This window comes from Ruegeria sp. BG10 (assembly GCF_056538575.1).
This window is the reverse complement of the sequence record NZ_JBQFTI010000011.1, coordinates 1-23,348: the sequence shown is the minus strand read 5'-3', so window position 1 is coordinate 23,348 and position 23,348 is coordinate 1. Positions and strand designations below refer to the sequence as shown.

At 59.9% G+C, this 23,348-nt stretch carries 19 protein-coding genes and 1 riboswitch; of the genes, 11 read left to right on the top strand and 8 right to left on the bottom strand.

All coding sequences use genetic code 11. The annotated features are described in order from the left end of the window. Nucleotides 1–112 precede the first annotated feature (112 nt). The 7 genes from ACR0D8_RS22095 (at nucleotide 113) to ACR0D8_RS22065 (ending at nucleotide 9,033) form a co-directional block, all read left to right on the top strand. A complete protein-coding gene (locus tag ACR0D8_RS22095) occupies nucleotides 113–1,054 on the top strand; it encodes an EamA family transporter (protein WP_480649685.1) in 942 nt (313 codons plus the stop codon). Nucleotides 1,055–1,146: 92 nt separating this feature from the next. Next, a riboswitch (cobalamin riboswitch) is annotated at nucleotides 1,147–1,354 on the top strand. A 102-nt stretch (nucleotides 1,355–1,456) separates the two neighbouring features. After that, nucleotides 1,457–1,813 (top strand): DUF1636 family protein, encoded by a 357-nt coding sequence (locus ACR0D8_RS22090; RefSeq protein WP_480649684.1) that lies wholly within the window; start codon nucleotides 1,457–1,459, stop codon nucleotides 1,811–1,813. Then, a complete protein-coding gene (locus ACR0D8_RS22085) occupies nucleotides 1,810–2,595 on the top strand; it encodes an ABC transporter ATP-binding protein (RefSeq protein WP_480649683.1) in 786 nt (261 codons plus the stop codon). The genes ACR0D8_RS22090 and ACR0D8_RS22085 overlap by 4 nt, the downstream gene beginning before the upstream one ends. Nucleotides 2,596–2,614: 19 nt before the next feature. After that, entirely contained in the window at nucleotides 2,615–3,562 is a 948-nt protein-coding gene (locus ACR0D8_RS22080) for an ABC transporter substrate-binding protein (protein WP_480649682.1), read from the top strand. A gap of 1 nt (nucleotide 3,563) precedes the next feature. After that, on the top strand, nucleotides 3,564–4,577 hold the full coding sequence (locus tag ACR0D8_RS22075) for a FecCD family ABC transporter permease (RefSeq protein ID WP_480649681.1): 1,014 nt from the start codon (nucleotides 3,564–3,566) through the stop codon (nucleotides 4,575–4,577). Between the two features lie 202 nt (nucleotides 4,578–4,779). Beyond that, a complete protein-coding gene (locus ACR0D8_RS22070; protein ID WP_480649680.1) occupies nucleotides 4,780–5,703 on the top strand; it encodes an SMP-30/gluconolactonase/LRE family protein in 924 nt (307 codons plus the stop codon). A 204-nt stretch (nucleotides 5,704–5,907) separates the two neighbouring features. Then, on the top strand, nucleotides 5,908–9,033 hold the full coding sequence (locus ACR0D8_RS22065; protein ID WP_480649679.1) for an ATP-binding protein: 3,126 nt from the start codon (nucleotides 5,908–5,910) through the stop codon (nucleotides 9,031–9,033). Here the strand turns inward: ACR0D8_RS22065 and ACR0D8_RS22060 are convergent. The 7 genes from ACR0D8_RS22060 to ACR0D8_RS22030 all read right to left on the bottom strand — a co-directional run bounded on the left by ACR0D8_RS22060 (nucleotide 9,030) and on the right by ACR0D8_RS22030 (nucleotide 18,221). Next, nucleotides 9,030–10,427 (bottom strand): Dyp-type peroxidase, encoded by a 1,398-nt coding sequence (locus ACR0D8_RS22060; RefSeq protein WP_480649678.1) that lies wholly within the window; start codon nucleotides 10,425–10,427, stop codon nucleotides 9,030–9,032. The two genes, ACR0D8_RS22065 and ACR0D8_RS22060, sit on opposite strands and share 4 nt — an antisense overlap. Further along, entirely contained in the window at nucleotides 10,424–11,140 is a 717-nt protein-coding gene (locus ACR0D8_RS22055) for a hypothetical protein (RefSeq protein ID WP_475153896.1), read from the bottom strand. The genes ACR0D8_RS22060 and ACR0D8_RS22055 overlap by 4 nt, the downstream gene beginning before the upstream one ends. 4 nt (nucleotides 11,141–11,144) lie before the next feature. Continuing rightward, nucleotides 11,145–12,158: a catalase gene (locus ACR0D8_RS22050; RefSeq protein ID WP_480649677.1), complete on the bottom strand. Its 1,014-nt coding sequence runs from the start codon at nucleotides 12,156–12,158 to the stop codon at nucleotides 11,145–11,147. Between the two features lie 130 nt (nucleotides 12,159–12,288). Then, nucleotides 12,289–13,338 (bottom strand): patatin-like phospholipase family protein, encoded by a 1,050-nt coding sequence (locus ACR0D8_RS22045; protein ID WP_480649676.1) that lies wholly within the window; start codon nucleotides 13,336–13,338, stop codon nucleotides 12,289–12,291. Nucleotides 13,339–13,480: 142 nt separating this feature from the next. Then, nucleotides 13,481–15,712 (bottom strand): CHASE2 domain-containing protein, encoded by a 2,232-nt coding sequence (locus tag ACR0D8_RS22040; RefSeq protein ID WP_480649675.1) that lies wholly within the window; start codon nucleotides 15,710–15,712, stop codon nucleotides 13,481–13,483. Between the two features lie 107 nt (nucleotides 15,713–15,819). After that, the gene (locus ACR0D8_RS22035; RefSeq protein ID WP_480649674.1) at nucleotides 15,820–16,770 is read right to left on the bottom strand and encodes a FecR family protein; all 951 of its coding nucleotides are present in this window, start codon (nucleotides 16,768–16,770) and stop codon (nucleotides 15,820–15,822) included. A 329-nt stretch (nucleotides 16,771–17,099) separates the two neighbouring features. Further along, nucleotides 17,100–18,221, bottom strand: a complete 1,122-nt coding sequence (locus ACR0D8_RS22030) for an ROK family transcriptional regulator (protein WP_480649690.1) — start codon at nucleotides 18,219–18,221, stop codon at nucleotides 17,100–17,102. A 257-nt stretch (nucleotides 18,222–18,478) separates the two neighbouring features. Here ACR0D8_RS22030 and ACR0D8_RS22025 point away from each other — a divergent pair, with 257 nt between their 5' ends. The 4 genes from ACR0D8_RS22025 (at nucleotide 18,479) to ACR0D8_RS22010 (ending at nucleotide 22,092) form a co-directional block, all read left to right on the top strand. After that, entirely contained in the window at nucleotides 18,479–19,498 is a 1,020-nt protein-coding gene (locus ACR0D8_RS22025) for a substrate-binding domain-containing protein (protein ID WP_475153868.1), read from the top strand. A gap of 112 nt (nucleotides 19,499–19,610) precedes the next feature. Continuing rightward, nucleotides 19,611–20,684 carry an ABC transporter permease gene (locus tag ACR0D8_RS22020; protein WP_475153865.1) on the top strand — a complete coding sequence of 358 codons (1,074 nt, stop codon included), beginning with the start codon at nucleotides 19,611–19,613 and terminating at the stop codon, nucleotides 20,682–20,684. Continuing rightward, the gene (locus ACR0D8_RS22015; protein WP_480649673.1) at nucleotides 20,684–21,460 is read left to right on the top strand and encodes an ATP-binding cassette domain-containing protein; all 777 of its coding nucleotides are present in this window, start codon (nucleotides 20,684–20,686) and stop codon (nucleotides 21,458–21,460) included. The genes ACR0D8_RS22020 and ACR0D8_RS22015 overlap by 1 nt, the downstream gene beginning before the upstream one ends. Further along, nucleotides 21,457–22,092 carry a nucleoside/nucleotide kinase family protein gene (locus ACR0D8_RS22010; RefSeq protein WP_480649672.1) on the top strand — a complete coding sequence of 212 codons (636 nt, stop codon included), beginning with the start codon at nucleotides 21,457–21,459 and terminating at the stop codon, nucleotides 22,090–22,092. Before ACR0D8_RS22015 ends, ACR0D8_RS22010 begins: the two co-directional genes overlap by 4 nt. A 93-nt stretch (nucleotides 22,093–22,185) precedes the next feature. Here ACR0D8_RS22010 and ACR0D8_RS22005 read toward each other — a convergent pair whose 3' ends face one another. Beyond that, nucleotides 22,186–23,193, bottom strand: coding sequence for a helix-turn-helix domain-containing protein (locus ACR0D8_RS22005; protein WP_480649671.1), 1,008 nt, complete (start codon nucleotides 23,191–23,193; stop codon nucleotides 22,186–22,188). Nucleotides 23,194–23,348 lie beyond the last annotated feature (155 nt).

Here is a 23,348-nt window from a genome sequence, read left to right as displayed (position 1 = left end):
TTATCCAAGGACATTCCCGATCTCCATATACCTTGCCCGGATCACCTTGCATCATGGTGATATGACGGATCAAGCCTCAAACCCTGTGCACCGGGCCAGAGCGTCCCGCACCATGTCGCGCATTTCGGAAGCTTTCCCGCCCCAAATCTGGTTCGGCGTATCAGCTGTTTTTCATTACCTCGGCCCGGCCTTCGCGGTGCTTCTGTTCCCGGCTGTCGGCGTGCTTGGCGTGGCGTGGTTTCGCATCACTTCGGCCGCGTTGATATTCGCGCCGATGACCAAGCCGTGGCGCACATTCAGGATGGCGACCAAATCACAGAGGTGTCTGCTGGTCGCGCTCGGCCTGTGTCTGGCAGTGATGAACTGTGCCTTCTACCTTGCGCTGGATCGGCTGCCGATTGCGCTGGTGGCTGCAATCGAATTTACCGGGACAGTCGGCATTGCGCTGTGGGGGCTTCGCACGGGGCGCAATGTTATCGCGTTCAGTTGTGTGGTCGCAGGGGTGGCGCTTTTGATCGACGTGCCGGCACTGTTTGCGGCGGACGGTTCCCTGCGAGACACGGACCTTGTTGGTTTGTTCTGGGCGGTTCTGAACGGCGCGCTTTTTGTTCTTTATGTCATCCTGGGGCACCGGATTTCGCAGGGCGGAGCCTCTGGCGGGGTTGAGAGCCTCGGCGCTGCGATGTCGGTTGCGTTCCTTTTTGTGTTCCCGATCGGGGTTTTGCAGGCGCTTGAAGCCTTCGGTGCACCCTTGCTTGTGCTGGCCGGGATAGGGGTCGGGCTTTGCTCCTCGGTCATTCCCTATGTCTGTGATCAGCTTGCCATGGCACGTCTGCCGCGTGCCAGCTTTGCTCTGTTGCTCGCCTTGCTGCCGGCGTCGGCGGCAATCATCGGTGTCGTGGTCCTGCGGCAAATTCCTGATCCGGCTGATGTGCTGGGGGTGGTTCTTGTGATGGCAGGCGTTGCCATTCACGCACCCGCGACGGTGACTGAACCCGCCAAACAAGGGGGCGGCGGCAAGTCGGTTAAGTCAGGTTCAAGTACACAGCAGTGAAGCCGTGCGTCGTGCCGGGCCTGATCCGCTCAAAGGGCGCCGGGCCCGCGTTCCTGCGGTTCAATTCCGTATTGACGCATTCCCGGAATTCATGCACTCAAACCCCGGATGGTTCCCGATGGTGCGCCCAAGGGATGAAAAGGGAATACGGTGCGGTTTGCCTGTCGGCGCCAATTCCGTAACTGCCCCCGCAACTGTAAGCGGTGAGCGACGCCAAACACCCACTGGCCCTCTGGGCCGGGAAGGATGGCCGAGCATCGACCCGCAAGTCAGGAGACCTGCCATCATATGTTCAACCAACCCGGGGCGGGGCGTCCTGGAAGGAGGCTTTGATGACACGTCTGTTGCGTGTTTACAGATCCGGCACCTTCTGTCCGCGCTTGCGATCAAGCGGAGCGGGCAATGCCAAAATCTTCTGATCATGTTCTTCTGATTTGTGCGACCTGTCAGGGCACAATGACGGTCGATGCGCTACGCAACGTCCTGTCCGTCAGACTGCCTTCGGGCTTTGCAATCCGTACCGTCGATTGCATGGCGGGCTGTGCGCAGCCAACGACCGTCGGATTTCAGGCGGCGGGCAAAGCGAAGTATCTCTTCGGTGGCATTCGGAGCCTTCCCGAAGCTGAGGCGCTGGCCGAGTTCGCGCACCAGTACCGGAACAGCGCCGATGGGTGGACCAATGCCACCGACCGACCGCGCCCGCTGTTCACAAAAACACTTTCCCGAATACCGCGAATTGAATTGGTGGAACCTTCATGACGACCTCTGCCTTTCTAGTTGCGCGCGACCTCGAATATTTCGCGCTGAACGGTGATGTTCTGCTGCAAGGCGCGTCATTTGAACTGGACGACGGGGCCAATCTGGCAATTGCCGGGCCGAACGGGGCAGGGAAAACCACGTTGCTGAACCTTTTGTGCGGCGCGGCGGATCTTGTACTGGGCGACGTGCTGGTCAGGGGGCGAAGCCTGAAACAGATGGCCGCCACCGAGCGCGCCCGCATGATAGCTGTAGTTAGCCAGCAGGAAATGCCGGATGGGCGGCTGTTGTTGCGGGATTACGTCGCCCTGGGTCAGATTCCCATCCGCGCGGATCGCTCGACCAAGGCGCATGCTGCTGAGCTTGAACGGATTCTGCACATGACCGGGCTGGGCAGGTTGTCCGACAAACGGATGGCGATGCTGTCAGGCGGTGAGCGACAGCGCGCGCATATCGCGCGGGCGCTGGCGCAGAACCCCTCGCTGCTGTTTCTGGACGAACCCACCAACCACCTGGATCCGGACGTAAAAGGGCGGATGCTGTCGTTGGTCGCGGAACTGGGCATCACCGTGGTGATGATCGTCCACGATCTGGTGATGATCCCAGAATTCGCCACCCATGTCGCGTTGATGAAATCGACGCGCCTTACCGGTTTTGGGCCGGTGGCCGAAGTGCTGACACCCGACCGGGTCCGCGACACGTTCGGCGTCGACTATCTGTGCTTTCACCACGACGGTCGCGTGATCCCGGCGCTGGATATCCGAAAAACAACTGTTTCAACCTAACCCGAGGAGCATTTCTGCAATGAAACACATCTGGTCCGTGGCACTGGCCACAGTCATGGCAGGTGGTGCCGCCGCTCATGAGGTGACCGTCGACAACTGCGGCGAGCCGCTGGTGTTCGAAACTCAGCCCGAGCGTCTGGTCGTACATGACATGAACATGACCGACATGGCCTTTGCGTTGGGCCTGCAGGACAAGATCGTGGGCCTGACCGGGATCACCGGCTGGTACAAGACCAGCCCCGAGTTTGACACGCTGCGCGGTGACATCCCCGAGCTGGCACCGAAATACCCGACCGTCGAAACCCTCGTCGCGGCCCAGCCGGATCTGTTTTTTGCGGGTTGGTATTACGGCATGAAGCCGGGCGGCGATGTGACCCCGGATACGCTTGAACCTTTCGGCATCAAGACAATGGTCCTGACCGAAAGCTGCGTGCATCTGGACAAGACGCGGCCAGAGGCGAGCATGGATCTGTTGTTCGACGATGTTCTGCGGCTGGGCAAGGTCATGCATGTCGAGGACAAGGCCGAGGCGCTGGTTTCGGGTTGGAAAGAAAAACTGACCGCGATCGAGGCGCAAACCACCGATCTGCCGAAACCCCGCGTCTTTCTGCTGGACGGCCCGGCGGACGCGCCCTTTACCGCCGGCAAGTTCGCTATCCCCGACGCGATGATCGCCGCCGCCGGGGGCGAGAACGTCACGCATGACATGGATACAAGCTGGGGTCGCACCTCGTGGGAGGCTGTAGCGGCGGCGAACCCCGAATTTCTGGTGCTGCTGGACTACCAGACCGGCAACGGGGCCGCGGACACGTTCAAATTCCTTCAGGAACACCCGGTGATGTCCCAGACCGACGCGGTCAAGAATGAGCGCTGGATCGGCCTGCGGTACGAGGAACTGACCCCCGGACCGGCAAATATCAAGGCAATCTCGAAAATGGCGCAGGCCATGAATCCGGGTCTGAACTGAAATGGGCCGATTGGCCCTGACGCTATCGCTGGGGGCGGTCATTTTGACCGCCCTTTTGCTGGTTTCGACCATTTACGGCACCACGTCGATTCCGATTTCCGACACGGTTACGGCGGTTTTGCTGGGGACCGGCCTGATCGACGGTGACATGTCTCCGCTGCACCGGATCGTGTTCGAATTGCGCCTGCCACGAGCCCTGTTCGCCGCTGTGATTGGCGCCGGGCTGGGAATTGTCGGTGTGGTTCTGCAAACCACGACGCGCAACGATCTGGCCGATCCGTTCCTGTTTGGCTTGTCTTCGGGTGCAGCCGCAGGTGCCGTGTTTGTCATCACGGAGACCGGGGATATTCTGGGCTTCTGGACCCTTCCACTGGCTGCGTTTTGCGGGGGTCTTGTGGCGTCAGGCATTGTGCTGGCGCTGGTTCACGGGTTGCGCATCAGCGCGCCGGAAAAACTTATCCTTGCGGGACTTGCGGTCTCATTCCTGTTTTCGGCCCTCACCAACTATCTGATCTTCGCGGGCGACAGCCGGGCTGCGCACTCGGTCATTTTCTGGATGCTTGGTGGGTTGGGGCTGGCAAGGTGGGAGACCTTCCCGCTGGTCTGTGTCGGCCTGCTCCTGATCCTCAGCTTTTCGCTGTATCGCAGCCGGTGGCTGGATGCGTTGCTGACCGGGGACCTGACCGCCGCGACACTGGGCGTGCCCGTTCGCAGCCTGCGATTTAGCATGTTCTTCGTCGCTGCATTGGCGACCGCCGTATTTGTCTCGGTGGCCGGGGTCATCGGCTTTGTGGGCCTGATGGTGCCCCATATCGCCCGGGGGATTGCTGGCCCCTTGCATGGCCCGCTTCTGCCCACCGCAGCGATCGTGGGGGCAGCTTTGCTGACCGGATCGGACATCCTCAGCAGGTTGCTTCTTGCGCCGCAGGAACTGCTGGTCGGGATCGTCACAACATCCATCGGATCGGTTTTCGTATTTCTGTTGCTGTTCAGAACGGCCAAAACACAGCGATAGGGGGCACCCAGCGGCAGCGCGCACAGGCGGTCACGTCAGGGACCTCGCGATTGCTGCCGGACGGCGTTGTGCCAAAAGCTTGTATTGTCTCACAGTTACGGCCAGTGTTTTCCCGTCACAGTGCCGTAGCATTTGTTGGCGACACAAGAACCAGCGGGCGGTCGAAAGGACCGGAACCGCGACGCGATCAGGGAGCGACGGGATGGCATTGGAACTGAAAGAGATGTGCAGCGGGCTGGGGTTCCCCGAAGGCCCGGTTGCGATGAACGACGGATCGGTGCTGTTTGTCGATATCAAGGAAGAAACTCTGGCGCGCCTAACGCCCGACGGGCAGGTCAGTGTTGTGGCAGAGATACCAGGCGGACCCAACGGCGTCGCCATAGGCCCGGACGGGGCGGCTTATGTCTGTAACAATGGCGGTGTTTACAGCTTTGTTCCGTTTGGCCCCGACAAGATCACGGTACCGGCGCCAATACGGCCAAACTACAAAGGCGGCTCGGTGCACCGCGTCGATCTGAAAACCGGGGCCGTGACGCTGCTGTTTGACTCGTATCAGGGCAAAAGACTGATCGCCCCGGATGATCTGGTGTTCGACACATCCGGCGGGTTCTGGTTCACTGACACCGGTATCGAGGATGAGGAATCCACCCGCTACGGTGGGCTTTACTATGCCTCGATTGACGGCAAAACGCTGATCAAGGCCGCGACGATCCCCATGCCAAACGGGGTCGGGCTGTCGCCGGATGCAAAGACGGTCTACGTCTCGGACACCGTATTCGGGCGGCTCTGGGCGATGGAGATCACGGGGCCAGGTGCGGTCAAACCCGGTCCAATTCCGGGGATGCCCGGAAATGTGGTTCAAACCCTGCCGGGTTATCAATGGCTCGACAGCCTCAAGGTCGAAGAAGACGGGCGCGTTTGCGTCGGCACCATATTCAATGGCGGGATTACGGTGTTCAGCCTGGATGGCACGACCGAGCATGTCGAAATCCCCGACCTGTTTACAACCAACATGTGCTTTGGCGGCAGCGACATGCGCGATCTGTGGATTACGGCTTCGAGTACCGGCAAGATCTACAAGACCAGATGGCCGCGCCCGGGGTTGAAACTGGCCTTCACTGCCTGAGGTGCACCGGCGCGTCACAGCCAGCAGAGTTCTTTCAAAACATGCCAGTCGTGACATTTTAGCTGCCATTTGACTGCGCGATTAAGGTCTTTTGGTGGCAAATACTGGCGGGGCAGGGTCGGGTGTTGTAAACCCTTTGCCGAAATGGGGGAAGTTGCGGATAATCCTGCGAAGCAGTCGACGGATCTGGGGCAAAGGCGCCAGGTGTCGGTTCTGTTTGCCGATCTGGTCGGATACACTGGGATCGTTGCGGCGCTGGGCGAAGAAAAAGCCCTGGAATTTGTTCGTGTCGTTTATGACAAGCTGGTGCGCGCAGCCGAGGAACATGGCGGCACGGTGCGCGACTTTGCCGGTGACAGCATCATGGCGTTGTTCGGGGTGCCGGAGGCGCTTGAAGATCCGGCTTTACGAGCCTGCCGCGCCGGCATGGCAATCCACGCATCATTCAAGGCCGCCGCCGCGGATATGGAAAGGCGATTTGGGGTGCGTCCCGAAATGCGGGTGGGCATCAGCTCGGGCACCGTTGTAATGGCAGCGGTGCAGGGCGAAGGCAGCCCCGCGACAGCCGTGGGAAGCACGGTAAACCTTGCCGCGCGTCTGGAAAATCTCGCGCCCACTGGCGGTACGCTGATCTGTGATACCACGCGCGGGCTGGTCGAATGGGTTACCGAACTGAGCTTTTTCGGCGAGCATCAGATCAAGGGCCTGTCGACGCCGCACAAACTTTGGCAGTTGCAATCGATCAACGAAGGCGCCACCCGGTTTGACGCTTCGGTGGCGCAGGGGCTCAGCAGCTATGTCGGTCGCCTGACCGAGTTGCGGGCGATGTCGGCAGCGCTTGACGGCTCAACATCGGCACGCAGAGTTGTCGATCTGGTGGCAGAGCCCGGGCTGGGCAAGACGCGGCTGGTATTCGAGTTTCTGAATCAGGTGCAGTCTGACGACGTCGTGGTTCTGAAAGGCTATTGCTTTGCGGACCGGCAGCAGGTCCCGTTCCTGCCGTTTCTGGAAATCATCCGGAACTCGTTTCAGATTCTGGATGCCGACAACCCGTTACGGGTTCAGAAGAAGCTGGAGGTCGGTCTGGAGAGGTCCGGCCTCTATACCCGGCAAAACCTGGGTCTGATGATGAACCTTCTGGGTGTCAAACCGCCCGAAGGGTCGCTGGACGGTTTGGACGGTGTTCTGATCGGCCTGCGTATCCGGGAATTGTTGCCGGCCCTGCTGAAAGAGAAATGCAGCCGCGACAGAGTCATTCTGTTGATCGAGGACGGCCACTGGATCGACAGCGCGTCCGAGGATTTGCTGGGGATCATGATTGAGGATACCGGGTTTTCCAACCTGCTGATCATTCAGACCCGGCGACCGGAATATACGCCGAAATGGCTGGACAAAAGCGTCGTGACCACCGTGGCCTTGAATCCCCTTGGGGTCGATGATCTGGCCCGCCTGGCGCAGAACCGTCTGGGCGTCACCGAATTGCCGGACGGTCTGGCAGAACAGCTGACTGAACGCGCCGGCGGTAACCCGTTATTCGGTGAAGAGATCCTGAGTTTTCTGCTGGATCAGGGTGCCTTGCGCGTCGAAGGCGACAAGGCGCATTTTGATGCCGAGATGGACGACAGCGGTTTGCCAGTCACCATGCGCAGCCTGCTGGCGGCCAGAATTGAACGTCTGCAATCCGAAGACCGCGAATTGCTGCAGGCCGCCGCCGTCATTGGCCGCCGCTTTGATCCCGGGTTGCTGGCACTGCTGATCGGCAATGGCGAAGATACCGGCGTTGCGCTGCAACGGCTGCAAGCGCTGGATGTGCTCTACCGCGAGACGAATTCGTCCGATTACATCTTCAAGCATGTTCTGTTGCGCGACTCCGTCTATCAGAGCCTTGTCCTGTCGCGCCGTGCCGAATTGCATCTGGCAATTGCGGATGCGCTGGTCGAACGAAATGCCAACCGGCTGCAGGAGGCAGCCGAAACCCTGGCGTACCACTACGGCCAGACGGACCACACAGACAAGGCGTTTCGGTACAGCGCGATGGCAGGCGCCAAAAGCCTGGGCGTCTATTCGCTGGACGAAGCCAACAGGTATTTTGTTGCTGCGCTGGAACTGTATCAAAGCGATCCGGAATGTGCGTCGAATGAACAGTTTGCCGAGTTTCTGGCAAGCTTTGCCTTGTGTTCCAATATCTCGCTGCGGGTCAAAACGATCATCGATCTGGCCCGTACAGTGCGACCGATCCTGCAACAGGTGGGCGACAACCGGCACCACGCCCTGTTCCTGCATCACTATGTGTCCTGTTTGGTGTGCAACGGCAAATATCACGAGGCGCATTGGGTTCAGCAGGAACTGACCGACATGGCGCGGCGGCTGAAGGACCCGGCCTCTGTCGCCTATGCCATGGTGAACGAACTGTCGGTGTCGATCTACCACGCCCCCATCGAGAATGAGAGGTTCGAGGTCAAGAAGCGCGAGATTGAGGCGGCGCTGGCCAAGATCGACGACGCTTATATCCAGAACTTCTTTCTTGCCACCGTCGGGTGGAACGAACTGACGCGTGGCCGGGTGGCGCGGGCACATGCCGCGTCGGACCGCATGATTGCCCTTGGCAAAACCAAGAACGACCCGCGCGCGCTGGGCTATGGGACCGCGATGAAGGCGCTGATCGCCATGGTGTCGGACGATCACGAACTGGCTTTGAAGATGGCGGAAGAGGCGCGGCAGGCGTCGCAAGTCGAATTTGAGCTGGCCATCGCCGAGGCCGCCAGAGTGGGCGCGATGGTCCCGCTGGAAAAACCGGGTGCGCTGGACGTCGTTCAACAGCACATCAGGAAGTGTAATGAAAAGGGCTGGACCCTTTTCACATTCGGACCTGCGACCATGCTGGGCGTGGCCTATGCCCTGAAGGGTCAGGTCGCCGCCGGGTTGCGTCAGGTCGAATGGGCGATCCAGAAGCGCACGGATGAGGGCACGATGGTCTCGGCCGATTGGGCGCGCCTGTTCCTGTGCGAGATGTATCTGGCCATCCTGACCGGAGAGGGCGGCGGCTCGCCGGGTGTTCTGATCAGAAACTTCCGGTCCATCGTCTGGGTCTTGCTGTTCGGCAGGAAACGATTGATTGCTATGATCGAACAGGTGCGCAAGAACCCTCAATTCGACGAAAAGGGCCACTACATCGCCCGCTGCGACATGATCATGGGCCTGCTCTACAAGGCGAAGAAGAAGAAGTCGCAGGCCATTGATCACCTCACCCGGGCCCGCGTCATTGTTGAGACGGCGGGCCAGTCCCCGATGCTGAAACGGATCGACACGGCGCTGGCCGAACTGGCTTAATCCGTCAACTCGGACAAGTATTTGATGGCTGTCAGGCTGGGCAGAAACGTGTAAGCGCCGCCGCGGGTTCTGATCAGGCGCGGAAATCCGTGCAGGCGGATCGTTTCGCCGTCCGGCAGCGTCATGTCGAACCAACTGGTTTCGGGCGTGTTTGCCCCCAGCAACGGGTCGTTTGCGCCGGTGATGTTGGGATCCTGCAGGCCCAGATTGATCCAGTCGCACATGACCGCTTCGAACTGGGCGCCGATATTGGCCCCGATAAAGCTGCCAAGCAGACCGCGTTCTTCCGTATCGGGGTTTTGCGGGTCGAAATCTGGCCCGTAAGACATGCCCCGCCGCACCAGCCGCCGCGTATAGTTTGCAATGCGCTGAACGATCGGACCGCCGCGCGGATTGCCGCGCCGCATATGTGATCCGGCCGGACACCGCGAACTGTGCGTATAGTCGAAATTGGTCGGTGAGACCCTGTCGCGGGGCCATTGCGCATCCGGCGACAGCTCATATGGCACCCCGTTGCGCCAGCGCCCGCACATCTGCGCGGCAACGACTTCTCGCAGGGCTCCGTGCATGTCCAGACCCTTGCCGATACGTTCCAGATTGTCGGGGTCAGCCAGAAGGTCGCGTTTGGGATGCCCCATCAGCATGTCGGCGGCGCGGTCCAGATAAGCCTCGAACGCGGCAGCGTCCTGCGCCAGAATCCGGAAGGCGTTGAATGACCCGTTGAATCCCAGGGCATGAGGTGACGGAACGCGAAACTCGACGCCCTCCTGCCGGGTCCGATAGCCGAGCAGCGCGGTTCCCAGCGGGTCGATAGGTTCTTCGACTTCTGCCTGTTCAGGATCATAGACCTGTTCGAAACGGGGCTGGGAAATACCGTCGACATAGCCAAAGAAAACCTTGCCGTCCGGCAGGTTGCGGCCATTGCGTACACCCAGAACAGTAAAGGCTTTCGCAACCTGCTCTTCGCCTCTGTCCAGATGATCGGGCGTGTCGGAATGAATGGATGCGATCAGGTGCACGCGGTCCGGCCGGTCAAACGGGGCGGGCCATTGATCCGGCGCGCTGTCTCCGAAATCCCCCAGTTTCATGGCTCGTTTCGTCATGCCCTGCGCAAACTCGGTGGGGAAGGTTTTCAGGTGCTCGGGCGGTGTCCCCAGCGCGCGCAGCCCTTCAAAGGTGATGCCGATATTGAAGCAGAAGGGCGGTTTGACCTCCCAAAGAACACCGCGGGTGATCTCGGGTACGGTATCGCTGCCACCATCAACGGCTGTTCCCAGAAAGCGGCGGGCGGCTGCGGGATCAGAGGCTTCGAGGATCAGATGGCGTACCAGCGCCCGGCGATAGCCGCGAAGGATGTTGCCCTGAATATCGGCGAGATCGAGTTTTTTGTTCACCAGCCCTGTCCGAATTTTTGGCGCACCTGCGCGGCTGAAATTCCGGGATAGGCGCGATAACCGCCCCCCAGTGAAAGGTTCCGGTTGGCATGCAGTTGCAGAACGAACTCGCGCGGCAACGTCGCCAGCATATGCGGCGGTTTGTTTGGCGGCAGCCCTTTGGCCGCGTCCTGCAATCCGAACAGATCGGTTGGGAAATCGGCCGCCTGAAACAGGTCATGCGCGTGAACCCAGTCGATGAATTCCTCGACGTTGTGCTCGGTCGGGATCAGATGCTCTGCCCCGTCGACCAGAGAGATCACGTCGTTGAACACACTGCCGATAGTGGTAATGAAGTCGCGGATGTAGTTGCTGAAATCCCCGTCATAGACCGAGATCATGCAGATATTGTTGTCGATCAGCAGAAACCGCGCGAAATGCACGGTGCCGACATTATCCAGCCCAGCAAAGATTTCATCCACGTTCTGGGCGATGGCAAGCGTTGCCCGCGCGCGTCCGGCGGGCGAGGGATCTTTCAGCGGCATGATCAGGTTCATCATGCGCTGCACGTTTTCGCTGGGTTGGGGCGAGGGGCGCGGTCCGCCCGGCAGTTTCGGTTTCGGGTCGCGCCAGTGCCAGTAAGGCACCACGATATAGCGGGACAGGAACTTGAACCATCCCCGGTCCGGAAGCGAGTTGACGTAGTCGTTGAACCACGAGTTTTGGCGTGTCATGCGTTTACCCTTCCGAAAACGGGCAGGGGGACCCGCCGCGCCAGGCGCTGGAAACCTTGTACGCATCGATGCGCACTTTCAGCACCGGGTCATCCGAAGTTTCGATACCCTGCGTCAGCAGGCCCGGGTTGAAGCTGAGCTTTTCCGAGTCGGCAATCTGGTCCTCGGGTACGGCATTCAGGGTCAGCGTGCCCATCATGATCCGCCTTCTGTGCGGCGGCCACGGACGGGACGAGTTGTTGAAGTCGTCGCCCACCTCGCCGATCATCATCATCAGGGAAAACCGCGCGGGCTCCCGGGCCAGCCGTTCTTTCAGTTCTGTCCGCAGATAATCGTCCACAGGCGTTTCCTCGGGGTCGGTCTTGAGGACCCCGGCAATGGGTTGCCACGAAAACCTGACCCAGCGTTTGACCCCGTCCGGATCAGTGACGACAAAGGTGTGAACCGCGTGATAGGCCGCGCGCACGTAGCTGGTAGGGGCGCCGATCTGTGCGGCCTGCATGACGCCAAGCTGAGAATAGGCGTTCTTGTCCGCAAATTCGATTGCGCCGTCATCCGGGCTGATGGTCTCACCGGGATAGGGGTCACGTTTTGGCAGGATCAGTTGCAGGTAGTTGATGATTTTCTGCCAGGGCGTCTCGCCCTCGTATTCCCTGGGCTTGGCCTCTTCGGCGAATTCCAGAAACGTTTCGGGGGTCGGCGCAAAAAACTCTGGCAGAGTCATTGCGATCAGGTCCGTGTCGGTGCCATCGCCAAGGTGGAACCGAACAGCCATGCCGCGCACGTCCGACCAGCCGTCATGCACCGCCGCACAGCCGGACCCGTTCGAAAACCGGACAATCACATCCGATTTTTTGGCGTTGAAGTGGTCGGCAACACAAAAGTTCCGGGCAATCGGCGAGGGTTTGAAATACCCTGTCGCACTGATGCCGATCGTGTGAACGGGACGCAGTGCGGGATCACCATCCTCGCGATGCAGCACCTCAACCAGCTTCTCGGCGATGCCGGGACTGCTCATTCCATTCCCCCCATTTCGAACCTTGAAAAATCTCTAAAAACGGCACGTTAACCATACGCGGTCTTCTTTCAAAGGCAACAGAAACGACGGAGGCAAAGCGGCAGTCAAACCGGTGGACAATCTTGTGGCGTCACCATCGGCGCAGCAATTTCACGGCATTTGCCCAGTATTCGCTTTGCTTACTGGCCTCAAAAGCCTGCTCCATCATCCGGTAGGAATCGGGTCTGTGGGTTGCAAGCCCGACGACTTTGGGAAGCGGTGGATTGATACGCACCAGCCGGTCTTTCAGAACCAGCTGTGCCATCCAATACTGGTTTTCGGCCGACGTGGTCAGCAGCAGTTCGATCAAAGCGCCTTTCGGTGCGTCCGACGTAATGCCGAACCATTTCAGCAATCCCCAGTCGTCCGGGTTCCGGACCATCGCCTCGGAAATGTCCGTCGGTTGCTGCCCGGTGCCGATCGACAGCGCCTCGATATCCTCAAGACCGTGTGCCTTGTCCGCGGCAATGGCGACGTTGATCCCGTTCATGACAGGGTTGTTGGCAAAGGTCCCGCCATCCGCGAAATATCCGTAATCCTCACCGCCTGCCTTGATCAGATGCGGCGGAAAGTAGGACGGCGCGGCCGAACTGGCCATGGCCACGTCCAGCAGCCTGACCGCGCTCATGTTCAGCCAGGATTCCTGTTCCAGGTTCTGGTTGGTGATCGTGAAGGGGGACCACCCGATCTTGTCGCTGCGGTGCAGGCAGACGGTATTGATGGCCAGAACCAGTTCCGGCGACAAGGTTCCGATTGTCCGCTCACCCACCAGCGACATCCCGATCTCTTCCAGCCCGGTTGCGTTATACTGTGACGCCAGGATGCCCGGACCGCCGCCCAGCCGCAAACGCCGCATCAGATCGTCAAGTGCCTTGTCAAGAAAGCTGCGTTCGTTTTCCCGAAAGATCTTGTCGGCATCGTCGCGGTAATGCGCGGCCAGTTCGGCGACAAGCGCCGCCATATCCTTGCCCTGCGTCCGTCCATCCGCCAGCGCCACGGCGATCAGACCGCCGGTGGACGTGCCTGCAAAGCCGTCCGCGGTGTCCAGAAATCCGGTTTCTTCGTGAAGGCCCTGCAGGATCAGACAGGTCAGATATCCCCTGATCCCGCCCCCATCGCAGGAAACCAATTTGAATGCCATGTAACGCGCCTCATAGTCTTGCCCGCAGCAACGGCATCCGACATCGTCAGGGGCCGGTACCGACTGCCGTCAAAGTTTCTTTGGCGCCCATCATGAGGAATTTGGACCGATCCGCAAGAATGCACCGTACCGCAAGCAGCAGTCATGAGGTTCGTCGTTTGCCATTGTGGTGGCTGAAGACCAGCCGGTTCGTCTGAACCTCGAACCGGAAATCCGCCGCCCTGCCCGAAAGTGCATCGTAGAACCGTCGCAGGCCAGGCTCGATTCGCTCCGCCATTGCGATACAATCCCGGCATATCTTTTCAATTCTGACCTGCGGCTGGCGATCCCTGATCGCGGTGATAAGTGTTTTGTGCTTTTTCTCAAGTTGTTGGAATTCAGGCGATTTCAGCAGGTTCTGGTTGCCAACCAGAACGAACACGGGCTCCAGATCCGACTTTCCCTTGAGATCGACAAAGCCAGCCTCCAGCATGGCCATATCGTGCTGCGTTTTTTCCCGGACAGAGTTGGAAACCAGAATGTCGTAGTCCACATGGCGGCAACTTTGTTCTATCCGCGCGGCAATGTTCACCACGTCACCAATGACCGTATAATTGAACCGGCTTCGCGACCCGATATTCCCGACACAGGCCTGACCCGTGGCACATCCCGTCGCCAGGGCAATCGGGGGCCGCCCTTCCATCACATCCGAGGCGTTGAAATCCACCAGCGCCCGGCGCATCAGCAGCGCCGCCTGCGCCGCGCGGCAGGGGTGATCCTCGACCGGCAGGGGGGCATTCCAGAAGGCCATGACCGCGTCGCCGATGAACTTGTCGATGGTCCCCCGTTCCAGCAAAATCTGGTCGCCAATCTGCGAAAACAGTTCGTTCAGCAAAGCCACCAGATCGGTCGCAGAAACGGACTCGGACAAAGGTGTAAAGCCGCGGATGTCCGAAAACATCACGGTGATTTCCTGGGTCTCGCCGCCCAGTTGCAACTGATGCCCCGCGCCTTCCATCTCATCTAGGATCTCGGGGGCGACATAGTGCGAGAATACCCGTCTGATGACGCGCTTTTCGCGTTCGGTCGAGATGAACAGGTACCCGGCCAGCAGGCCGAAATTGGCCATGCCTCCCATCAGCGGAAAGGTGACATCGAACAGCACAAGCTGGTTTTGAAAGGCAAGCCAGCTAATCCCCAGTACAACAGCCGCCGACACGCCGCCCGCGACAAAGGAAGCAACCGCGCCAAATCGGGACATAACCGCCGTCACCACCAGCCCAAGGATGACAAAGGAAAGCAGTTCCAGCGCTGAGGTGACATCCGACCGGCTCAGCATTTCATTTGTCACGATCTGTTCGAGTATCTGCGCGTGAATGGACACGCCGGGCACGGATTCGCCCAATGCGGTCTGATGCATGTCGAACAGCCCGGCCGCCGATGTCCCGACCAGAATGATCCGGCCTTCTATCTCGGCCCGCAGGTCGGGGTTGTCCGGCGGTTGCATCACGTCGTCAGCCGACAGGTACAGATCCGGGCTGTCATGCCGGTACCGCACCCAGACCTCTCCGTTTTCGGTGGTGGGCAGCCGGAACCCTCCGATTTCGACGGCCAGCATTATGCCGGCTTCGTCCGGGGTGCCCTCGGCGATAATGATGGGTTCCCCCATGGCGACCCTGAGGGCTTCGATGCCCAGGCTGGGCAAGGCCCCGCCCGGGCCGCTCCAGAGAACCGGGACGCGGCGCACAATGCCTGTGCCGCCAAGGGGCGAAACATTTACGCCGCCAATACCTGTCGCGAACTGCTCCAGCGGTTCAGCAGGGGGTGTCCAGTGCGGGACCGAGACCAGACCGGCAGTTGGTGTTTCGCCGATTTCAATGATCCCGGCCTTTGTGGTGACAGTTTGGCCTTCGTCGGACAGCCGCGCCGCGGCGCCCAGAACCACGGGCCAGTTGGCTATTTCGGACCCGAACAGAAGATCATTGTCCAGGTTTTCGGCCGTCCGATCCACGGTCAGCACGCGGGCCAGAGACGGATCTTTCAGCAATCGTGAAGGAGAGTACCGGTCAGGTTCGATAAACAGCATGTCAAAGGCGATGGCCGCCGCGCCGTATTCGCCGAGGTTTTCCACCATTTGCGCCAGCAGGGTCCGGGGCCAGGGCCATTGCCCCCAGTTTGCCAAAGACTGCTCGTCGATATCGACAACCCGCACAGGAAGGCCGGGGTCATAGTCCCGCGGAGAAAGGCGTTGCAGAATGTCAAAGTAGATCAGCCGCGTCATCCGCACCGGGTAAGGGTCCAGCACCCGGATGAAACACCCAAAGAGAATAAGGCCCAGCCCGACAAGCTGAAATGCGCGACGCCGACCGGATCTGTCCTTGGGTTTTCCGGTCACCTGAGCCTCCGGTTGCCGTGGCCGAACCCTCGGGACGCTGTGACCCGATTGGCTTTGCCGTCACGCAAGGGTCCGCTTATCTGTTGCATGATCGGGGACCGTTCCGTTCAGTTGCCGCTGTTGCCCCCGTTGCCGCCGGTCGCGCCACTGGCCGGGCCACCGCCGGAGTTGCCACCGCCGCCGCCGATCGTGCCGCCGCTGCCGTCAGCGCCGCCGCCGCTGACGCCACCGATGCTGCCGCCACGGCCATCTCCGGCTCCGGCGTTTCCGCCACCGATATTGCCGCCATTCCCGTTCCCGGTTCCGGTGTTGCTGCCGATATTACCGCCATTGCCCCGGCCGGGTTTGGAGCCGGGCGCGGGCGCTTCGGTCCGTGGTTCGTTTCGCGGCGGGGATTTTTCGGTACTTTTGACCTCCGATCGTTGCGCATCCGGGACGGGTGCATCCGACTTGATCGGTACCAGCGGTATGGCTTCGGCCGCACAGCCGCCGATATCAACCTGCAGCGGTGCCAGCAATCGTTGCTGAGATTGGATAAAGGGGAACCCTTCGGACAGCGCTTTCTGATATTGCTCCGGGTCCGCGGGACGTCCGATCCCGCCGCGCTGGGTCGTCGCGAACAGGCTGCATTGGCGTCCGGTTGACTGGCAGTTGCCGCTCAGGCTGCACATCTCGACCCGGCCCTCCAGAACCAGCATGGCGCTTTGCGTCCCGGGTACAACCCACATATCGAACGTGGTGCCGCGCAGGGCCATGGTCGCAGTGGGGGTCTGAATGGAATAGGCCCGCTTTTTGCTTTTGCCGGAAATAAAGCGAAAACTGCCGCCCAGGGCCTGCACGGCAAAATTCTTGGCCTTTTTGTTGCCGCGCAGCATGGTCACATCCAGGATCATGCGCGCATTCGGGCCAATAGCGATCTTCGTTTCATCAACGAATATCAACTGAACCACCCCGCTGCGGTCAGTCGATATGGAATCGCCGGAGGCAACTTCCATGCCTTCACGCAGGGGCTGAGATTTTCCCGCGCGCGTGACTTCGGCGCCCTGTTTGACGCCCACGACTTTTCCGATATTGGCCAGGGCCTGCGTTGGCAGGACCAGAATACACCAAACAACACAACACAATCTTAACCAGGCCAAACCTAACTTCCCTTCCCCCAAAGGTATGTGTTGGGCGCTTTGCGCCCGCTGCCCGGTCTGATCCTCTGCAATTCAATTTTTTGACGTATTTTTTGTATTAAATCTAAGCAAATATGCCTTAAACCACGTTGCTTTGGCAAGTTTTCTGACGGATTGGCGAATTTCCCCTCGTCTGGCGGGGGGTCACCGCCGGATGCGAAGCAGAAGCAGGCAGCCCGGTTGGGGCGCCCGGCTGTTGCTCCGATCTGTCAGGCTTCGACCAGATATCTTTCGGACAGGGGCAGGCTGGCAGCACCAAGGGCGCGGGCATCAGGGCCAACCGAACCCGCCAGAACCGCAGGCCGTTCCAGACCCGTCAGGTTGAGCTTGGACAGCTGCACATCAATCTCTTCTATAAGCCGTGTCTTCACGTTCAGCGGCATCCAGCCGTCAATTTTCACACATTCGAAATCGACGACGCTGCAAGATGCGGCGATGGCATAGGCCAGCCCGATGGCGGACTGTTTCAGCCAGCTCTCAAGCTGCGCCTCGGGCACATCCCATTGCTCGGTCGTTTCCCACATCACGGTGGCGGTTCCGGTCCGGGACACCGAACGTTCCAGAACGTACAGGCTTGCGACGTCGATTAAGGGTTTCACGCGACCGGTTTCAATCGGAACCGGCAACGGTCCAAGAGCGCCCGCATTGCCCCGCCCGGAAAAGATGGAGCCGTTCAGCACCACGCCCCCACCGATGAAATACCCAACGTAGAAGTACAGAAAGTCCCTGGGACCTCCGGCCGGGCCAAAGACCAACTCGGCCCCGCAGGCGGCGGTGGCATCGTTTTGCAGGAAAACCGGAATATCGTAGGCCGACGCCAGTTCAGACTGGATGTCGGCCGTGCGCCAGGGGTCCATTTCCTCTTGCGGAACCTGCAACGTCTGTGCCCAGTCCCAAAGGTAGAAGGGCATTGCGATCCCAAGGCCTGCAACCCTGCTTCGGGCCTGCGGAGACAGACCGGACATGATGTTGCGCAGGCAGTCATGGGCAAAGTCCAGCGTTGCGCCGGGTTCGGGATAGTCATAGGTCCGCCTTTCGCGCTGCCGGACATTTCCCAGAAAGTCGGTCAGAACCAGTTCGGTGCTGCGGCGCCCGATTTTGAGACCGAAGAATAACGCCCCTTCCGGGTTGAGCCGCATGGGCACAGACGGCTGTCCGACCTTTCCGCGAACAGGTTCGCCCCGCAACAGCAATCCGTCTTTTTCCAGCTGACGCATGATCACGGATACGGTTTGCGCTGACAGCCCGGTCATGCGCGCGATCTCGGATTTGGCCAGGGCCTGGTGCCTGCGGACAAGCGACAGGACAAGGCGTTCGTTATGCGCACGCATACCGCTTTGGTTCGTGCCGCGCACCTCCGAAACCCGCTGCGCCCCGGGTTTGTCCTGTGGCAATCCAGCACTCACAACGGACCCTCCTTGTCGCAACAGTGGGAAAAAGCCAAACCCGTGTCAATAATAATTAAGAGTGATTTATTTATTGACTCATATATCGAATCTGGCGAAGGTTTCTGGTGTGGGATCGGGTCTCTATCCGCCCGATCGCTCAGATGCCCCTCCGGGCATGGGAGAAACTGGGAGGACGACCTATGAAACTTGCAAATCTTGCAGGCGCTACCGCGTTGGCGCTTACGGCGATGGCTGGGGGTGCACTGGCAGAGGGCGAAACCGTTTGCCTGATCACCAAGACGGACACCAACCCTTTCTTCGTCAAAATGAAAGAGGGCGCCACAGCCAAGGCTGATGAACTGGGAATGACGCTGAAAGCCTTTGCAGGCAAGGTCGACGGCGATCATGAAACCCAGGTTCAGGCAATCGAGACCTGCATTCTGGACGGCGCGAAAGGCATTCTGCTGACGGCGTCCGACACATCCTCGATCGTGCCAGCGGTAAAACAGGCCCGGGATGCCGGTGTTCTGGTGATCGCGCTGGATACGCCGCTGGAGCCGATTGACTCGGCCGATGCCACATTCGCCACGGACAACTTTCTTGCCGGGTTGCTGATCGGCCAATGGGCCAAGGCGACGCTGGGTGACGCGGCCAATGATGCCAAAATCGCGACCCTGGACCTGGCTGTCAGCCAGCCGACAGTGGATGTGCTGCGCAATCAGGGGTTCCTTCAGGGCTTTGGCGTTGATCTGGCAGATCCCAACGTCATCGGGGATGAGAACGACCCGCGCCTGGTTGGAAGCGACGTGACCGCCGGGAATGAGGAAGGCGGCCGCCGTGCCATGGAAAACCTTCTGGCCAAGGACCCGACAATCAACGTGGTGCATACGATCAACGAACCGGCAGCGGCCGGGGCCTATGAGGCGCTCAAGGCCATCGGGCGAGAAAATGACGTGCTGATCGTATCGGTGGACGGCGGCTGCCCCGGCGTTCAGAACGTGGCCGACGGTGTCATCGGGGCGACTTCGCAGCAATATCCGCTTTTGATGGCGTCGCTTGGGGTCGAGGCCGTGAAGAAATGGGCGGATGAAGGCGTGAAGCCCGAAAACACACCCGGAAAAGACTTCTTCGATACAGGCGTTGCGCTTGTTACGGACAAGACCGCGGACGGCGTCGACTCGATCTCGGTGAAAGAAGGCATGGACCTCTGCTGGGGTTAAGCTGAACCGACAGGAGGCCGCCGAGGCGGCCTCCTGATACTAAACCACCTCGACACCCGAAAACTTGCTAAAGTGGTCCGTATACGGGCGCTTGACGCATGGGGGAATATCTATGACCGAAACGTCGCGACAATCCGATGACTTTGAAGCCGCCGCCAAGGGCAGCCCTGAACAGGTAGCCGAGTTTGACGATCACCACCGGGGGTTTGTTGGCACAGTTCAGCACTTTCTGCATGTGAACCCGTCTCTTGTTCCGCTGATCGTTCTTGTGGCAGCAATCGTCATTTTTGGGGTTCTGCTGGGGGCCAAGTTCTTTTCGCCCTTTGCCCTGACTCTGATCCTGCAACAGGTGCAGATCGTCGGCATCGTCGCCGCGGCGCAAAGCCTGGTGATCCTGACTGCGGGGATCGACCTGAGCGTTGGCGCGATCATGGTCATGTCATCGGTTGTCATGGGACAGTTCACATTCCGCTACGGGATGCCACCCTCGGTCGCGATCCTGTGCGGGCTGGCCGTGGGAACCGCCATCGGCGCGGTGAACGGGTTTCTCGTCAGCCGGATCAAGCTGCCGCCCTTTATCGTCACGCTGGGTATGTGGCAGATCATTCTGGCCGCAAATTTCCTCTATTCCCAAAACGAAACAATCCGGTCGCAGGATATCGAAGAAAACGCCGCTATCCTGCAATTGTTCGGAACCAAGTTTAACATTGGCGGGGCGGTCCTTACGGTTGGGGTGATCTTTATGCTCGCTTTGATCCTCGGTCTTGCCTACGCATTGCGGCATACCGCCTGGGGGCGTCATGTCTATGCAGTAGGGGACGATCCGGAGGCGGCGGAACTCTCCGGGGTCAACGTTCATCGCACCCTGATGTCGGTATACATGCTGTCCGGGCTGATATGCGCCTTTGCCGGCTGGGCTCTGATCGGACGGATCGGATCGGTCTCTCCGACCTCGGGGCAACTGGCCAATATAGAAAGCATCACCGCCGTGGTGATCGGGGGCATATCCCTGTTTGGCGGGCGAGGGTCCATACTCGGGTCGCTGTTCGGAGCCCTGATCGTCGGCGTGTTCACACTGGGCCTGCGGTTGCTTGGCGCGGACGCGCAATGGACCTTCCTGCTGATCGGTATCCTCATAATCGCAGCGGTCGCGGTCGACCAGTGGATCAGAAAGGTGGCAGCCTGATGGAACCCATTCTCAAAGGACGGAACCTTGTGAAACGCTATGGCAAGGTCACTGCGCTGGATCATTGCGATTTTGACCTCATGCCAGGTGAGATTCTGGCGGTGATCGGCGACAACGGTGCCGGTAAATCGACGCTGATCAAGGCCGTATCGGGCGCGGTTGTGCCGGATGAGGGCGACGTGTGGCTGGACGGGCAAAAGGTGAATTTCCATTCGCCGATCGACGCCCGCAATGCGGGGATCGAAACCGTGTATCAGACGCTGGCAATGTCTCCGGCGCTGTCGATTACCGACAATATGTTCATGGGCCGCGAAATTCGCCGCAAGGGGCCGATGGGGTCGTTGTTCCGGATGCTAGATCGCCCGGCGATGGAGAGATTTGCCCGCGACAAACTGAGCGAACTGGGCCTGATGACTATCCAGAATATCAACCAAGCGGTCGAAACCCTTTCCGGTGGACAGCGTCAGGGCGTGGCAGTGGCGCGCGCTGCGGCTTTCGGCTCCAAGGTCATCATTCTGGACGAACCGACCGCCGCTTTGGGGGTCAAGGAAAGCCGCCGGGTTCTGGAACTGATAATCGACGTCAAGTCGCGCGGCATACCGATCATCCTCATCAGCCACAACATGCCCCATGTGTTCGAGGTCGCCGACCGCGTCCATGTTCACCGCCTTGGCAAAAGGTTGTGTGTTGTAGACCCCAAGGATTACACGATGTCAGACGCGGTGGCCTTCATGACCGGGGCCAAGGAACCGCCGTCCGAGGACGAGGCGGCGTGAGCGGGCAAAGCGCCCCTCCGGAAAGACTGGCAGAACGAATTGCCGATGCGGTCTGCCTGCTGCCGCGGGCATCCAAACGGCATCTGGTGGCGGTCGCCGGCCCTCCTGGCGCGGGAAAGTCAACCGTTGCCGCCCTGGCACAAAGCGCGTTGCGGCAGCGCGGGATTCCAACGGGTCTGGTGTCGATGGACGGGTTTCACTATGACAACGCGATCCTGAAGGCGCGCGATCTCAGTCATCGAAAAGGCGCGCCAGAAACCTTCGACATCGCTGGTTTCCACGCGCTTCTAATCCGGTTGCTGGCCGAGGACGACGTCGCCGTGCCGGAATTCGACCGGGATCTGGACAAGGCAATCGCAGCGCGATCAATCGTCACCCGGGATCAGCAAACGGTGCTGGTCGAAGGCAATTACCTGTTCCTAAACGAACCCGGCTGGTCGGACCTGAACCCACTATGGAACCTGAAAATCTTTCTGGATGTCGATTTGCCGACGCTGGAGGCACGCCTGACAGACCGGTGGATCATGCATGGCCTGAGCCCGGATGCAGCACGGGACCGCGCCCTGATCAATGATATTCCCAACGCAAGGCGGGTCATTGAGAACTCGGCTCAGGGTGACCTCGCGCTCTGATCTGCTTTACCCTTCAATTGTCGAATCGGGCAGGGATTGAATGACGATCTTTGGGGCCGGCCACACCAGCAAACCGCGTTGCTACCGATCCGGTTAACGTGCTTCCTGCAGCGTTGACAATTCTCCGGCAAACCTTTGGTTGCGGATGGTTTCCGGCGTCGTTTCGTAGTGATCCCGAAACGCACGCGTCAGGGCGACCGCTGAAGAAAACCCTGTCGCGGCCGAAACCTCGCGATAGGAAAGATCGGTGTTGCGAAGCAGGCTATGGGCGTGTTCCAGACGAAGTTCCCTGTACGTTGTCAGGAGTTTGGTGCCCGTCTTGTTCAGAAACCGCCGCTGTAGCTGACGTGTCGACGTCGCAAGCACCCCGGACAGTTCTGAGATCCGCAAGGGGTCCTCAAGATGCTCCAGCATGGTCTCGATGGTCCGCCGCACCAAAGGGTCCGCGCCTGACCGTTGCACAAGCCTGATCGCAAGGTGGCTGTTAAAGGATGGCTTTGGCTCCTCCAGACCGATGTAACTGCGTAGGGTGTCTGCAAGATGGGCACCGTGGTCCGCCGCCAGAAACTCGGCCAGCAACCGCAACGCGCTCAGCCGGGTCGAGGCGCTGTGTACCCGACCATCGCTAGCCAAATGACTGCCTGTGCCGCTGTCGATCAACCCGATTTCCTGCGCCGCGGCTGCGAAATTGGGGTGAATGGCCGCAACTGTATTTGCGGCCCGTCCGACCTGACCGAATAGCAATACTGCCCCGCCAACCAGAACTGTGCGCGGTGACAAATTCACAACCTGCGCACACCACGCCTTTTCCTGTTCTGAAAGCGGCCAGTTGCCGTGAATATCCCCCCAGAACACCGCAGGTCGCCCGGCCCAGTACAAGGGGCCGCCGACTGGTTCGTCGGCAAGCACGCGCATGTTCACGACATATCTGTGGTTTTCGACCAAGTCGTTCACGGCGCGAAAGAAATCATCAATCATATGCGCCGATGCCCTGGCCTCCGGGCCGGCAAGAATGACATCAACATGTTGCAGACGTTCCGATTGCCAGGGTGCGGATCCGGCCCAATGCGAACGGCCATTCCGAAGGACGTAGTGTTTCATTGTTCCTTTCCCTGCTGGATGCGGACGTTGCCCCGTCGGGCAACGTCCCTGGCTTAAGTTCTTTCCGCCGAGGCGGGGGTTTTGGCTATTCTGCTGCGTCTTCGTATTCTGACATGGGTGGGCATGTGCAGATAAGGTTTCGGTCTCCGTATGCG